This window comes from Paraburkholderia tropica, assembly GCF_914484835.1.
Classification (GTDB): Bacteria; Pseudomonadota; Gammaproteobacteria; order Burkholderiales; family Burkholderiaceae; genus Paraburkholderia; species Paraburkholderia tropica_A.
The window spans coordinates 175-14,353 of the sequence record NZ_CAJZAR010000035.1; the positions used below are offsets into that span (position 1 = coordinate 175).

The following is a 14,179-nucleotide window of genomic DNA, read 5'->3' on the forward strand; positions in this document are numbered from 1 at the left end:
TCGACGCCATCGCGGCATTCGCGTCGGCGGGCGCTGACGCGCAAGGCGCGTCGGGCGTCGCCGTCAGTTCGGCGCCTTAATTAACCCAGGCGCCTTAAGCGCGTCTCCCCGGACCAACCGGCGCGCGACGCGCGCCGCTCCCCGCATCAAGGGCCGAATCAAGCGCCCGCCACGGCTCCGCGCCTAGCGCAGCCCGGCCATCGCCGCGCCCATTCCCACCAGCAGCCCGCCCATCAGCCGGTTCACCGCGCGTAGTCGGCGCGGCCGCTGCAACACATGACGCAGACGGTGCGAAAACAGCGCCATCGACGCCACACCGCCCGCGAACAGCAGCGCGAACGTCGCGGCCAGCACGAGATATTGGCGATTCGCGCTCCAGGCCGCATCGGCGCTGATGAACTGCGGAAAAAACGACGGAAAGAACAGCAAAGTCTTCGGATTGAGCCCCGATGTCGCGAACCCGCGCCAGAACAGCTCGCGATGCGAAGTGAGCGCCGGCTCCGCCGCCTCGCCTTGCGCGAGCGCTTCCGGCTGCGCACCGCCGAGCGAGCGGCTGCGCCACTGCTTGCAGCCCAGCCAGACGAGATACGCCGCGCCGACCCAGCGCAGCACGGTCAGTGAATGCTCACTAATGAGCAGCAGCGAATTCAGGCAGAACGCCGTCAACACGAGTTGCAGCAGCACGGCGAGCGTGCCGCCCCAGACGCAGGGCAGCGCGCGGCGCCAGCCGGCGTGAATGGCCTGGCTCATCGTGAGCACGTTAACGGGACCGGGGGTGTAGACGAGGACGAGCGCGGCGGCGAGAAACGACAAATACAACTGAAGCGACATGTTATTGGAGTACGACGGCGAGAAAGCGTGAGCGACGGAGGCGGCGCGCGGATAAGCGCAACGCCCGGGCAACAAAAAACCGCGCAGATCGTGCGCGGTTCTTAATAGCCTTCTTGTCCGATCGAACGTGGCTGCTGCGCGATAAACGCACGCAACGTCCGGTTGGCCGCCGCAGGGTGCAACGGTGAATCGGCCCTGACGGTCCACCGTAGCTTGTGGCTGCGGCGGCGCGCCTCGACGCGGGGAGGTGGCCGCGTGAGTCGTGCCGGTCAAGAAGGCATGGGTAAATTATCCCGCCGAATCCTCGGGATAGGCTTCCTGTTTTCCGGCAAATACCGGCTGCGACCGGAATCTCCTTCCGCTAAAATCGAATTTCCCTGTACAGAATTCTTTTTCGCCATGATCGCTCGCGAACGCCCGCCCAAAACGCTCGACAACCAGGATCTCAAGATCCTGCGCGCGCTCCAGCAGAACGCCCGTCTCTCGAACGCCGAACTCGCCGAGCAGGTGGGCATGTCGACCACGGCGTGCTGGAACCGCACGCGCCAACTGGAAACCGACGGCTACATCGACGGTTACGTGGCGCTCGTGAACCAGCGCAAGCTCGGTTTCGCCGATATCGTGATTCTCGAAGTCACGCTCGACCGCCATGAAGACGACGCGCTCGCGCGCTTCGGCGCGGAACTGGCCGCGCTGCCCGAAGTGCTGGAGGCGTATCTGGTGTCCGGCGAATACGACTACTGGATCAAGGTGGCCGTGGACGGCACCGCGGGCTACGAGCGCTTCCTGCGCGAAAAGCTCTATCGCATTTCGAGCATCCGTCACAGCCGCTCGATGTTCGCGCTGCGCTGCATGAAAGACGTGGCGTCGATGCAGGTGTGAGGCGCGCAAACGCCTACGCTCGGCGATTAATTCGGCATCCGTATCAAATGACAGGTTTGATCTGATCGCGCGTATCCGGCGAGCGCGCGCCGCTCGCGCGCAGAATCATCCGCACGACTTCTTCCGTCGTCGCATCGAAACTCGCGGCGCTGAGCGCGCGCTTGCCCGACAGCGCGCGAATCTGCGCTTCGAAATCGGCGTAATGCTGTGTGGTCGCCCAGATCATGTAGAGCAGCGTGCGCGGTTCCACGGGCGCGAGCACGCCTTCGTCGATCCAGCGCTCGATCAGCGTCACGCGCGACTCCATCCACGGCTTCACGCGCTTGAGCAGAATGTCCTGCATATGCGTCGCGCCGCTGATGATCTCGTTCGCCCACACTTTCGAGCCGAGCGGTCTGCGCCGCGACAACGCCATCTTCGCGCGCACGTAGCCGCCAATCGCTTCGACGGGGTCGTCGCTCGCGTCGAAGGTGTCGGCGGCGGCGTTCCATTCTTCGAACACGTCGTCGAGCACGCGCCAGTAGAGCGCGAGCTTGGTCGGAAAGTAGTAATGCAGATTCGCCTTCGGCAGTCCGGCGCGCTCGGCGATCTGCGCCGTGCTCGCGCCCTCGAAACCGCGCTCGGCGAACACCGCTTCCGCGCACGCGAGCAGATGCGTTTCGTTCGACGCGCGGATCGAGGCCTTGCGTCGGGGCTTGTGCGTTGCATCAGCGTCGGCGCCTGCCTGACGCATCGCGAGATTCGCGGCTGGCGTGGTCGTGTCGTCGTCGCGCATGGTGATCGGTCCGGTCGAGTGAGAAAGGCATCGCCTCGCAACAGCAGATGCAGAAAGGCGCGATGCCGGCTTCATTGTAGTCAGGGCTTGTGAACGACGCGTAGCGTCCCGTGCGCCCAACCGCGTCCACCCAGGATAAACACTCACGCGCCGCACGCATTCACGCGCGCGCCTGTGTGGGTTTTCGCGCACTGCAACATCGATGGCACGCTTTTCGCTCGCAACACCGCATTGAATTCGCAAAGTTTATCGTCTACAACCTGTCCAATCGGACAGGATTCGGCAAGCGCGGAATCGGCGCACCGAACGGACGTCGCGCGCATGCACCGCCGTTGCGCAACACGCCCCAGACGATGGCACGAATGCACGAACGGCGCGCACGCATCGCCACGCAAAGCAGGCGAACGATGCAGGCGCGCCGCACCGCCCCACGATAAGGAGAGCCCCGCATGAACACCGTAAGCGAAGCCGCGCTGACCACCGCCATTCACGTGAACGGCCCGCGCCTCTGGGACAGCCTGATGGAGATGGCGAAGATCGGCGCCACCGCGAAGGGCGGCGTGTGCCGTCTCGCGCTCACCGACCTCGACAAGCAGGGCCGCGACCTGATCGTGAAGTGGGCGAAGGAAGCGGGCTGCACGATCAGCGTCGATCAAATGGGCAACGTGTTCATGCGCCGCGCGGGTCGCAACAACGACCTGCCGCCCGTGATGACCGGCTCGCACGCCGACTCGCAGCCCACGGGCGGCCGCTTCGACGGCATCTATGGCGTGCTCGGCGGACTCGAAGTGATCCGCGCGCTCAACGACCACGGCATCGAGACCGAGCATCCGATCGAAACGGTCATCTGGACCAACGAGGAAGGCTCGCGCTTCGCGCCCGCGATGGTGGCCTCGGGCGTGTTCGCGGGCGTGTTCACGCTCGACTACGGCCTCTCGCGCAAGGACGTCGATGGCAAGACCCTCGGCGAGGAACTCGCGCGCATCGGCTATGCGGGCGACCTGCCGGTGGGCGGCCGCAAGATTCACGCGGCGTTCGAATTGCACATCGAACAAGGGCCGATTCTCGAAGCCGAGAAGAAGACCATCGGCGTGGTCACCGACGCGCAAGGTCAGCGCTGGTACGAAGTCGTGCTCACGGGCCAGGAGGCGCACGCCGGTCCCACGCCCATGCCGCGCCGCCGCGATGCGCTGCTCGGCGCGTCGCGCGTGGTGCAGCTCGTCAACGAAATCGGCCTGCGCCATGCGCCGCTCGCGTGCGCGACGGTCGGCATGATGCAGGTGCATCCGAACTCGCGCAATGTGATTCCGGGCCGCGTGTTCTTCACGATCGACTTCCGTCACCCCGAAGACGCCGTGCTCGCGAAGATGGACGCCGAACTGCGCGAAGGCATCGCGAAGATCGTCGAACAAGGCAAGCTCGAAGCCGAAGTCGAGCAGATTTTCTACTACGCGCCAGTGCCGTTCGACGCGGCCTGCGTGAAGTCGGTGCGCGCGGCGGCCGAACGCTTCGGCTATTCGAATCGCGACATCGTCTCGGGCGCGGGCCACGACGCGTGCTATCTCGCGACCGTCGCGCCCACGTCGATGGTGTTCGTGCCGTGCATCGACGGCATCAGCCACAACGAAATCGAGGACGCGACGCCCGAGTGGATCGAGGCCGGCGCGAACGTGTTGCTGCACGCGATGCTCGAACGCGCGAACGAACCTGGCTGACGCCGCGTGCTTGAACGTCGCCTGAATATCGCTTGAGCATCGCCTGAATGCCAGCGGCCACAGAGCCGCGTAGTGATTCCGCTTTGTCCCCACGTACCGGCCGCGCTGCCTCGCGCACGCGGCCGGCGGACCCGTGTTTTGCCTCGCAAGGAGCATCCGGATGTCCCACTCCACGAAGAACAACGCGCGTGCCACGCCCGGCATCGCAGCAGGACGACTCAGCGCGGAAGAACTCGGCTGCCAGTTCGCCGATGTCGCCCCGCCGCTTTCCGCGGGCGCAGCCGTGGTCGCCGCCGACCGCTGCCACTACTGCTATGACGCGCCCTGCGTCGCGGCCTGCCCCACCGGCATCGACATTCCCAGCTTTATCCGCAAGATCGGCAACGGCAATCTCAAGGGCGCCGCGCGCGACATCCTGAGCGCCAATCCGCTCGGCGGCATGTGCTCGCGCGTCTGCCCGACCGAGATCCTCTGCGAAGGCGCCTGCGTGAGAAATCATCAGGATGGCGAACCAGTCAGCATCGGCGCGCTGCAACGCCATGCCACCGACTTCCAGATGGCGCGCGAACGCGAAGGCGCGCCGCCGCTGTTCAAGCGCACCAGCGAAACGGGCCGCAAGGTCGCCGTGATCGGCGCGGGACCGGCGGGCCTCGCCTGCGCGCATACGCTCGCGCTCGCGGGCCACACGGTGACCGTGTTCGACGCGCGCGAGAAGCCTGGCGGCCTCAACGAATACGGCATCGCCGCGTACAAGACCGTCGACGATTTCGCGCAGCACGAAGTCGCGTGGCTGCTCTCGATCGGCGGCATCGAACTGAAGCAGGGGCAGTGTCTGGGCCGCGATTTCACGCTCGATGCGCTGCGCGCGGATTTCGATGCCGTGTTCGTCGGCATCGGACTGGGCGGCACGCAGGCGCTGAAGATCGAAGGCGAAGCGCTCGACGGCGTGCGCGACGCCGTGGATTTCATCGCCGATCTGCGCGAGGCGAGCGATCTCGCGGCGTTGCCCGTGGGCCGCCGCGTCGTGGTGATCGGCGGCGGCAACACCGCCATCGACGCCGCCGTGCAAAGCCGCAAGCTCGGCGCCGAACACGTCACGCTCGCGTACCGGCGCGGCGGCGCGCAGATGAGCGCCACGTGGGTCGAACAGGAATTCGCGCGCACTCAGGGCGTGAACCTCGTCGAGTGGATGAAGCCCGTGCGCATCGTAGGCGCGGTAGGCGCGGACCGCGTGGAGGCCGTTGAGTTCGAACGCACCGCGCTCGATGCGAACGGTGCGCTGCACGGCACCGGCGAAATCGAGCGCATCGAGGCGGACATGGTGCTCAAGGCGATCGGCCAGAAGCTGCTGCATGACGGGCTCAAGGGTCTCGACGCGCTCGCATTGACCGAAGGCGGCACGCGCATCGCCGTGGACGCCGATGGCGCGACTTCACTCGCAGGCGTCTGGGCGGGCGGCGACTGCGCCGGACACGGCGCGACCGATCTCACCGTGCAGGCCGTGCAGGACGGCAAGCTCGCCGCGCGCGCCATCGACCGCTGGCTCGCGGCGCAAAGCGAGCAGGCGGCCTGAGCGCACCCATCGTACGAAGCGAACGCATAAAACGCACAAGCACGCGACACACAATCGACAAGGAGCCCCACCATGGCCGATCTGCGCTGCACGATTGCCGGTATCGAATCGCCGAATCCGTTCTGGCTCGCCTCCGCGCCGCCCACCGACAAGGCCTATAACGTCAACCGCGCCTTCGAGGCGGGCTGGGGCGGCGTGGTCTGGAAAACGCTCGGGCTCGACCCGCACGTGGTCAACGTCAGCTCACGCTACGGCGCAACGACCTGGCGCGGCCAGCGCATCGCGGGCCTGAACAATATCGAGCTGATCACCGACCGTCCGCTCGACGTGAATCTCAAGGAAATCGCCGAGGTAAAACGCAACTGGCCCGACCGCGCGCTGATCGTGTCGCTGATGGTGCCGTGCACGGAGGAGGACTGGAAGTGGATCCTGCCGCTCGTGGAAGACACGGGCGCGGACGCCGTCGAACTGAACTTCGGCTGCCCGCACGGCATGAGCGAGCGCGGCATGGGCGCGGCCGTGGGCCAGGTGCCCGAGTACATCGAAATGGTCACGCGCTGGGTCAAGGAAGGCACGCGCCTGCCCTGCCTCGTCAAGCTCACGCCCAACGTGACGGACATCCGCCACGGCGCGCGCGCCGCGTACAAGGGCGGCGCGGACGGCGTCTCGCTGATCAACACGATCAACTCGATCGTCGGTGTGGATCTCGACGCGATGGCGCCGCTGCCGACCGTCGACGGCAAAGGCACGCACGGCGGCTACTGCGGCCCGGCCGCGAAGCCGATCGCGCTGCACATGGTGGCCGAAATCGCGCGCGACCCGCAAACGCAAGGCTTGCCGATCTCGGGCATCGGCGGCATTTCCGACTGGCGCGACGCCGCCGAATTCATGGTGCTCGGCGCGGGCAGCGTGCAGGTCTGCACCGCCGCGATGCATTACGGATTCCGAATCGTTTCCGATATGATCGACGGCCTCTCGAACTGGATGGACGACAAGGGCTACGCGAACCTCGACGCAATCCGCGGCCGCGCCGTGCAGAACGTCACCGACTGGCAATACCTGAACCTGAACTACGACATCAAGGCGCGCATCGATCAGGACCGCTGCATCCAGTGCGGCCTGTGCCATATCGCCTGCGAAGACACCTCGCATCAGGCGATCACGGCGACGAAGGACGGCCAGCGCCATTTCGAGGTGGTCGATGCGAATTGCGTCGGGTGCAATTTATGCATGCATGTCTGCCCGGTCGACGAATGCATCACGATGGAGCGCGTCGATTCGGGCCGCTACGCGAACTGGACGACGCATCCGAACAACCCGGCGCGCGTGGCGGATCCGAAAGCGGCTTGAAGCATCGGCATGAAATACGCGCGTCGACTTGAATAAGAAACCCAACCACAAACCGAACGACAAGCCACGGAGAACCCGCATCATGAGCCAGTCAGCAGCCAGCAGCGACGCGAGCGCGCGCCGCAGCGCAAGCGAGCTCTACAACGACGATCTCGCGCCCACGAGCACCGCGCAGCGCACCTGGCGCTGGTATCACTTCGCGGCGCTGTGGGTGGGCATGGTGATGAACATCGCCTCGTACATGCTCGCGGCCGGGCTCACCGAGCAGGGCATGTCGCCGTGGCAGGCGGTCATCACCGTGCTGCTCGGCAACGTGATCGTGCTGGTGCCGATGCTGCTGATCGGCCATGCGGGCACGAAATACGGCATTCCCTACGCCGTGCTCGTGCGCTCCTCGTTCGGCACCCAGGGCGCGAAACTGCCCGCGATGCTGCGCGCCATCGTCGCGTGCGGCTGGTACGGCATCCAGTCGTGGCTCGGCGGCAGCGCCATCTACACGCTCGCGAACATCCTCACGCATAACGCGCTGGTCGGCGACGCGCTGCCCTTTCTCGGCATTTCCATCGGCCAGGGCGCGTGCTTTCTGATTTTCTGGGCGCTGCAACTGTACTTCATCCTGCACGGCACCGATTCGATCCGCTGGCTCGAAAGCTGGTCCGCGCCGATCAAGGTCGTGATGTGCGTGGCGCTCGTCTGGTGGGCCTGCTCGAAGGCGGGCGGCGTCGGCTCGATGCTCTCGCAGCCCTCGCAATTCGCGGCGGGCGGCAAGAAGGCCGGCCTCTTCTGGGTCACGTTCTGGCCGAGCCTCACGGCGATGGTGGGTTTCTGGGCCACGCTCGCGCTGAACATTCCCGACTTCACGCGCTTCGCGAAGACGCAGAAGGATCAGCTCGTGGGCCAGGCGATCGGGCTGCCGATTCCGATGGCGCTGCTCTCCGTGGTCTCGGTCGTGGTGACGTCGGCGACCGTGGTGATCTACGGCAAGGCGATCTGGGACCCGATCGACCTGACGAGCCGCATGGAAGGCATCGGCGTGGGCATCGCGCTCGTCATCCTCACGCTCGACACGATGTGCTGCAATCTGGCCGCGAATCTCGTCGGTCCCGCCTACGATTTTTCGAGCCTCTGGCCCAAGGGCATTTCGTACAAGGCGGGCGGCCTGATCACGGCCACGCTCGCCATCGTGATGATGCCGTGGAAGATTCTCGCCACCACGCAGGGCTATATCTTCACCTGGCTCGTCGGTTATTCGGCGCTGCTCGGCCCGGTCGCGGGCATTCTGATGGTCGATTACTTCCTGATTCGCGGCACGCGTCTCGACACCGATCAGCTCTTCGAGGAAAACGGCGAATACGCCTACACGAACGGCTGGAATCGCGCCGCCGTGATCGCGCTGCTCGCGGGCGTGCTGCCGAATCTGCCGGGCTTTCTGAACATCGCGTTCCCGAGCGCGTTTCCCTCGGTGCCCGACGCGTTCAAGGGACTCTATACGTATGCGTGGTTCGTGGGCCTCGCCATCGCGGCGGTCGTCTACGGCGTGCTGATGAAGCTCGGCAAGAGCCGCAGGCCGAGCATCGCGAACGCATAAAACCACGGGAAATGCAGGCTCAAACCGAAGGAGACATAGCATCATGGCGATCCTGATTCGAGGCGGCACCATCGTCGACGCAGACAAGACGTATCGCGCGGACGTGCTCTGCGAAAACGGCACGATCCAGGCGATCGGCGAAAACCTCGACGCGCCCGCGAGCGCCACCGTCGTGGATGCGGGCGGCCAGTACGTGATGCCCGGCGGCATCGACCCGCACACGCACATGGAGCTGCCGTTCATGGGCACCAAGGCGCACGACGACTTCTACACCGGCACGGCGGCGGGGCTCGCGGGCGGCACCACGTCGATCATCGACTTCGTGATTCCGAACCCGAAGCAGCCGCTCATGGAAGCGTTCCGCGAGTGGCGCGGCTGGGCCGAAAAAGCCGCTGCCGACTACGGCTTTCACGTGGCCGTGACCTGGTGGGACGAGAGCGTGCACCGCGACATGGGCCTGCTCGTGAACGATCACGGCGTGTCGAGCTTCAAGCACTTCATGGCGTACAAGAACGCCATCATGGCCGACGACGAAATCCTCGTGAACAGCTTCGCGCGCTCGCTCGAACTGGGCGCGCTGCCGACCGTGCACGCGGAAAACGGCGAACTTGTGTTCCAGCTACAGCGTCAGTTGCTCGCGCGCGGCTTCACGGGACCGGAGGCGCATCCGCTCTCGCGTCCGCCCGAAGTCGAAGGCGAGGCCGCGAACCGCGCGATCCGCATCGCGCAGGTGCTCGGTGTGCCCGTGTATATCGTGCACGTCTCGGCGAAGGAGGCGCTCGAAGCGATCACGCGGGCGCGCGCCGAAGGCCAGCGCGTGTTCGGCGAAGTGCTCGCCGGGCATCTGGTGATCGACGAGGCCGTCTATCGCGACCCGGACTGGACGCGCGCCGCCGCGCACGTGATGAGCCCGCCGTTCCGCAGCAAGGAGCATCGCGACGCGCTCTGGCGCGGCCTGCAAGGCGGCGTGCTGCACACCACGGCCACCGATCACTGCGTGTTCTGCGCCTCGCAGAAAGCCATGGGCCGCGACGATTTCACTCGGATTCCTAACGGTTGCGGCGGCGTGGAAGACCGCATGGCGATTCTCTGGGATCAGGGCGTCAACACGGGCCGCCTCACGCCGAACGAATTCGTGCGCGTGACGTCGACGAATGCCGCGCAGATCTTCAACCTCTATCCGCGCAAGGGCGCCGTGGCCGTGGGCGCGGATGCCGATCTCGTGGTCTGGGACCCGGAAGCCACGCGCACGATCTCGGTGAAGACGCATCATCAGAACGTCGATTTCAACGTGTTCGAAGGCATGACGGTGCGCGGCGTGCCCACGCACACGCTTTCACAAGGCGAACTGGTGTGGGCGAATGGCGATTTGCGCGCGAAGCGTGGCGCAGGGCGTTATCTGAAGCGGCCTGCGAATCCGGGCTATTTGCAGGCGTCGCGGCTCGCGAAGCAGTTGAAGGAAACCGAGCCCGTGCATCGCGAGGGCGACAAGGTGAAGTGAGCGTGACTCAGTGATGAAGAGGGCGACACGCGTGCGCTTCGCCCTCTTCATCGCCGTGAAGCTCAAGCCGCCAGCTTGCCCACCGATCCGTTCGCGGGCGGCACCGCCACGCCCGCGCGCGCGAAGCGGATGGCGTCCATCAGCGCCTCATGCTCGCCCACGTGATTCGCGAGCAGCAGGATCAGTTGCGCGTTGACCGACTGGCTCTGCGCTTCGTCCAGATCGCGATGCATGTCGATCAGCGCTTCGTAGAAGTCGTCGGGACGCGCGAGATTGGGTTGCGTGTTCAGCATCGTTGTCTCCTTCTTTGATGTTTTGGGGTTCGCGGCCAGATCAGGTCATGCCGTACCCGCCACGCACAGCGCCCGCTTGAGCGCGCGCTCGACGCGCGGCGCGTCGGCCTGACGCCAGCGCGCACACACGTGCTGATCCGGGCGGATCAGATAGCACGCGCCGTCGCGCGCGTCGTAGCGCTGCGCCGCGAGGCCATCCACATCGCGCAACACCGACGTGCCCGAAGGCAGCCCGGCAGGCGCCGCGCCCTCGCCTTCCAGCACGGCCACGAAGTGCATCGGCACGGCACCGGCCGCCAGCGCGTCGAGCGCCGCGCGCGTGCCGCTCGCGAGCGCCTCGCCCGCGCGGCAGAACACCAGCGCCGTGAAGCGGCCGCCGAGTTGCGCGAGCAGCCATTGCTCGCGGCCTTGCGTGTCCGTGAGCGGCGCGTCGGCGCATGAGGCGCCCGGCACCATTTGACCCGCGAACGTCTCTTCGTCGGCCGTATTGAGCGTCGATTCGTGCAACACCGCAGGCACCGAAAGCCGCCCGCTATTCACCAGTTGGCGCGCGAACGCATGCTCGCGCGCCAGCGTCAGCACGGCGTCGCGGAACACGCGGCTCACCGCGCTTTTCGGCGTGATGAAATCGGTCGAGCGCGTGGAATTGCGCAGGTTTTCGTCGGCGGCGAATTCGCGCTCGCTCGCATAGGTATCGAGCAGTGCGTCGGGCGCGCGCCCTTCCAGCACCATCGCGAGCTTCCACGCGAGGTTCTCGCCGTCCTGGAAGCCGCTATTCGCGCCACGCGCGCCGAACGGCGAAACGAGGTGCGCCGAGTCGCCCGCGAACAGCACGTTGCCGTGCCGGAAGCTGTCCATGCGCAGGCACGAGAACGTGTAGATGCTGACCCATTCGAGTTCGAACTTCACGTCCGGTCCGAGCAGCGCGCGCACGCGCGGGATCACGCGCTCGGGCGTTTTTTCGAGCACCGGATCGGCGTCCCAGCCCAGTTGAAAGTCGATGCGCCAGACGTTGTCCGGCTGACGATGCAGCAGCACCGACTGGTTCGGATGGAACGGCGGATCGAACCAGAACCAGCGTTCGGTGGGAAAGTCGGCTTCCATCTTCACGTCGGCGATCAGGAAGCGATCCTTGAAGGTGCGGCCGTGGCTGTCGAGGCCCATGAGCTTGCGCACGGGGCTGCGCGAGCCGTCGGCGGCCACCACGTAGCGCGCGCGCAGTTCGTACGGGCCGTCGGGCGTGTCGATTTCCAGCGCCACGTGCGCATCGGGCGCATCGCGATCGTTGCGTTGCGCGATGCCCGTGACCTTGCTTTTCCAGCGAATCTCCAGATTCGGCAGTTCCTGTGCGCGTTCGAGCAAAAAGCCTTCGACGTAATACTGCTGCAGATTCACGAACGCCGGTCGATGATGCCCGCTTTCGGGCAGCAGGTTGAACGTATAAACGAGTTCGTCCTTGCGGAACACCTTGCCCACGTTCCAGCTCACGCCCTTCTCGACCATGCGCTGGCCGCAGCCGAGGCGGTCGAAGATATCGAGCGAGCGCTTCGAAAAACAGATCGCGCGCGAGCCCGTGGACAGCGTGCAGTCGTCGTCGACGAGCACGACCGGCAGGTTCTGTTGCGCGAGGTCGATGGCCGTCGCGAGCCCGACCGGACCCGCGCCCACCACCACGACCGGATGCACGCACGCATCCGCATTCGAATCCTGCTCGCGACAGCGCGTGTAGTCGAAAGTCAGCGTCTGATAGTCGATCATTGTTGTCTCCACCATGCCTTTATCGGCATTTAGCGCGCGCGTGTCGGGACGCGCGCGCTTCCTACGCGTTCATCGCTATCCGCTCAGTCCTGCAACGCGTCCCACATTTCCTTGTCGCGCTGCGCGGTCCAGATGCGCGGATGCGTGATGCCGCTCGCTTCGTCGTAAGCGCGCGACACGTCGAACGGCAGGCAATGTTCGTAGATGAAGACGTGGCCGAATTTCGGGTCCATGGCCTCGCGCGTGAGCGCCATCGACTGCTTGAGATCGAGTTGCTTCTCGACCGCCTTGCGGCCCTGCGCGAGCAGCGTGCTCACGAAATCCTTCGTGTAATCGAGGCCCTTGTTCACGTCGGCGGGATTGAGCAGCGCGGGGCCGCGGCCCGGCACGAGCTTTTCTGCGCCCAGCGCGCGCAGCGCTTCGAGCGTGGCGGGCCAGTCGGCCAGTTGCGCGTCGCCGCAATAGCAGGCCGCGTCGTATTCCACGAGGTCGCCGGAGAACAGCACCTTCTGCTGCGGCAGCCAGACCACGGTGTCGCCCTTCGTGTGGCCCGCGCCCAGATGCGCGATCTTCACTTCGAGCTTGCCGAGGAACAGCGTGATTTCCTTCTCGAACACGAGCGTGGGCCACGTGAGGCCCGGCACCGTTTCGACGCCCGCAAAGAGGCGCGGGAAGCGCTCGATCTCCGACTTCATGTCCTGCTCGCCGCGCTCGACGATCATCTCGTAGGTGCCGCGGCTCGCGATGATCTGCTGCGCGCCTTCCGCGAAATACGCCGACGCACCCAGCACGCGCACCGCGTGATAGTGCGAGAGCACGACGTATTTGATGGGCTTGTCGGTGACGCTGCGGATCTTCGCGATGAGATCCTGCGCCATGGCGGGCGTGGCCGTGGTGTCGACGATCAGCACGCCGTCGTCGCCGATGATCACGCCCGAATTCGGGTCGCCTTCGGTGGTGTAGGCGTATGCGTTTTCAGAGAGCTGCGTGAACGTGACCTGTTTCTCTTCGAGGTCGGCCTGGGATGCGAACGCCTTTGCCATCGTGAGTCTCCATATGTATTGGGGCGCCGGAGGGTGCCGGTGTGAGGCCATGATCGTCCAGCGGTTTTTATTTGTCAATAGCGAATACTATCGCTATTAGCTAATTTCTCGCCGACTTCTCGTCGACACACGCGGCGACGCGCCGCCCGCCTCGCGGGCGCGTGAAATCGCCCGCGCTTCGGTTAACATGGACCCTTTTTCAGCCCGGGACAACGCGTGAAGACCCCTCGCAACGCCGAAGCGGACGGCGCGAAAACCCAGCGCGGCATTCAGAGCGTGGAAGTGGGCGCGCGCCTGCTGCGCGTGCTCGCCGACGCGCGCGTGCCGCTCGCGCCCAGCGACCTCGCGGCGGGCGCGGAGATCGCGTCGAGCCAGGCGCACGCCTATCTGGTGAGCCTCACGCGCCTCGGCCTGATCAAGCGCGACGCGCTGTCGGGCCGCTACGAGGCCGGTCCGCTCGCGCTGCGCCTCGGCCTGCTGCATCTCGCGCAGCAGCCCGCGCTGCGCGAAGCCGTGCCGCACGCGGCGGCGCTCGCGCAGGCGCACAACTGCAGCGTGGCGATGTGCATCGCCGGTCCGCAGGGGCCGACCATCGTCCGTTACGAGCACGCGAGCCTGCCGCTGCACGTGAACCTGCACGTGGGCACGGTGATGTCGCTGCCCGCCACGTCCACGGGCCGCGTGTTCTGCGCGTATCTCGACGACGACGCGCTGCACGCGATGTGGGCCAACCAGACGGCGCAGCCGGTCTGGCGCGGCACCTCGGGCGAGCACGACGCCGCGCCGCGCCAGGATGCGGCGTTCGCGGCCACGCTCGACACGATCCGCGCGCGCGGCTTCGAACTGGGCATCGACGCGCCGAGCCCCGGC

12 protein-coding genes are annotated in these 14,179 nt (G+C 66.0%); 7 read left to right on the top strand and 5 right to left on the bottom strand.

The window, feature by feature from the left end:
* Positions 1 to 183: 183 nt before the first annotated feature.
* Positions 184 to 831, bottom strand: coding sequence for a LysE family translocator (locus LDO54_RS07180; RefSeq protein ID WP_224008611.1), 648 nt, complete (start codon positions 829 to 831; stop codon positions 184 to 186).
* Between the two features lie 399 nt (positions 832 to 1,230).
* On the opposite strand from LDO54_RS07180, the gene LDO54_RS07185 reads away from it, so the two are divergent.
* Positions 1,231 to 1,713 carry an Lrp/AsnC family transcriptional regulator gene (locus tag LDO54_RS07185; RefSeq protein WP_065057580.1) on the top strand — a complete coding sequence of 161 codons (483 nt, stop codon included), beginning with the start codon at positions 1,231 to 1,233 and terminating at the stop codon, positions 1,711 to 1,713.
* A gap of 43 nt (positions 1,714 to 1,756) precedes the next feature.
* Here LDO54_RS07185 and LDO54_RS07190 read toward each other — a convergent pair whose 3' ends face one another.
* Positions 1,757 to 2,488 (bottom strand): TetR/AcrR family transcriptional regulator, encoded by a 732-nt coding sequence (locus LDO54_RS07190; RefSeq protein ID WP_436975522.1) that lies wholly within the window; start codon positions 2,486 to 2,488, stop codon positions 1,757 to 1,759.
* A 449-nt stretch (positions 2,489 to 2,937) separates the two neighbouring features.
* Between LDO54_RS07190 and LDO54_RS07195 the strand changes: the two genes are divergently transcribed.
* From LDO54_RS07195 to hydA, 5 genes are all read left to right on the top strand, one after another.
* A complete protein-coding gene (locus tag LDO54_RS07195; RefSeq protein ID WP_224008613.1) occupies positions 2,938 to 4,203 on the top strand; it encodes a Zn-dependent hydrolase in 1,266 nt (421 codons plus the stop codon).
* A gap of 160 nt (positions 4,204 to 4,363) precedes the next feature.
* A complete protein-coding gene (locus tag LDO54_RS07200) occupies positions 4,364 to 5,776 on the top strand; it encodes an NAD(P)-dependent oxidoreductase (protein WP_224008615.1) in 1,413 nt (470 codons plus the stop codon).
* A 72-nt stretch (positions 5,777 to 5,848) separates the two neighbouring features.
* Positions 5,849 to 7,126: an NAD-dependent dihydropyrimidine dehydrogenase subunit PreA gene (preA, locus tag LDO54_RS07205; RefSeq protein ID WP_224008617.1), complete on the top strand. Its 1,278-nt coding sequence runs from the start codon at positions 5,849 to 5,851 to the stop codon at positions 7,124 to 7,126.
* An 82-nt stretch (positions 7,127 to 7,208) separates the two neighbouring features.
* Positions 7,209 to 8,714 carry an NCS1 family nucleobase:cation symporter-1 gene (locus LDO54_RS07210; protein ID WP_224008619.1) on the top strand — a complete coding sequence of 502 codons (1,506 nt, stop codon included), beginning with the start codon at positions 7,209 to 7,211 and terminating at the stop codon, positions 8,712 to 8,714.
* Between the two features lie 43 nt (positions 8,715 to 8,757).
* The gene (hydA, locus tag LDO54_RS07215) at positions 8,758 to 10,215 is read left to right on the top strand and encodes a dihydropyrimidinase (RefSeq protein WP_224008621.1); all 1,458 of its coding nucleotides are present in this window, start codon (positions 8,758 to 8,760) and stop codon (positions 10,213 to 10,215) included.
* A 62-nt stretch (positions 10,216 to 10,277) separates the two neighbouring features.
* Here the strand turns inward: hydA and LDO54_RS07220 are convergent, their stop codons facing one another.
* The 3 genes from LDO54_RS07220 to LDO54_RS07230 all read right to left on the bottom strand — a co-directional run bounded on the left by LDO54_RS07220 (position 10,278) and on the right by LDO54_RS07230 (position 13,309).
* Positions 10,278 to 10,508 (bottom strand): DUF2783 domain-containing protein, encoded by a 231-nt coding sequence (locus tag LDO54_RS07220; protein WP_224008624.1) that lies wholly within the window; start codon positions 10,506 to 10,508, stop codon positions 10,278 to 10,280.
* A 45-nt stretch (positions 10,509 to 10,553) separates the two neighbouring features.
* The gene (locus tag LDO54_RS07225) at positions 10,554 to 12,266 is read right to left on the bottom strand and encodes an FAD-dependent oxidoreductase (RefSeq protein ID WP_224008626.1); all 1,713 of its coding nucleotides are present in this window, start codon (positions 12,264 to 12,266) and stop codon (positions 10,554 to 10,556) included.
* Positions 12,267 to 12,349: 83 nt separating this feature from the next.
* On the bottom strand, positions 12,350 to 13,309 hold the full coding sequence (locus LDO54_RS07230) for an MBL fold metallo-hydrolase (protein ID WP_224008628.1): 960 nt from the start codon (positions 13,307 to 13,309) through the stop codon (positions 12,350 to 12,352).
* 216 nt (positions 13,310 to 13,525) lie between these two features.
* Between LDO54_RS07230 and LDO54_RS07235 the strand changes: the two genes are divergently transcribed.
* A partial coding sequence (locus LDO54_RS07235; protein WP_224008629.1) for an IclR family transcriptional regulator occupies positions 13,526 to 14,179 on the top strand: 654 nt, incomplete at its 3' end.

Coding starts and splice junctions, on each gene's coding strand:
- LDO54_RS07180 (WP_224008611.1), bottom strand. CDS start 831: ATGTCGCTTCAGTTGTATTTGTCGTTTCTCGCCGCCGCGCTCGTCCTC.
- LDO54_RS07185 (WP_065057580.1), top strand. CDS start 1,231: ATGATCGCTCGCGAACGCCCGCCCAAAACGCTCGACAACCAGGATCTC.
- LDO54_RS07190 (WP_436975522.1), bottom strand. CDS start 2,488: ATGCGCGACGACGACACGACCACGCCAGCCGCGAATCTCGCGATGCGT.
- LDO54_RS07195 (WP_224008613.1), top strand. CDS start 2,938: ATGAACACCGTAAGCGAAGCCGCGCTGACCACCGCCATTCACGTGAAC.
- LDO54_RS07200 (WP_224008615.1), top strand. CDS start 4,364: ATGTCCCACTCCACGAAGAACAACGCGCGTGCCACGCCCGGCATCGCA.
- preA (WP_224008617.1), top strand. CDS start 5,849: ATGGCCGATCTGCGCTGCACGATTGCCGGTATCGAATCGCCGAATCCG.
- LDO54_RS07210 (WP_224008619.1), top strand. CDS start 7,209: ATGAGCCAGTCAGCAGCCAGCAGCGACGCGAGCGCGCGCCGCAGCGCA.
- hydA (WP_224008621.1), top strand. CDS start 8,758: ATGGCGATCCTGATTCGAGGCGGCACCATCGTCGACGCAGACAAGACG.
- LDO54_RS07220 (WP_224008624.1), bottom strand. CDS start 10,508: ATGCTGAACACGCAACCCAATCTCGCGCGTCCCGACGACTTCTACGAA.
- LDO54_RS07225 (WP_224008626.1), bottom strand. CDS start 12,266: ATGATCGACTATCAGACGCTGACTTTCGACTACACGCGCTGTCGCGAG.
- LDO54_RS07230 (WP_224008628.1), bottom strand. CDS start 13,309: ATGGCAAAGGCGTTCGCATCCCAGGCCGACCTCGAAGAGAAACAGGTC.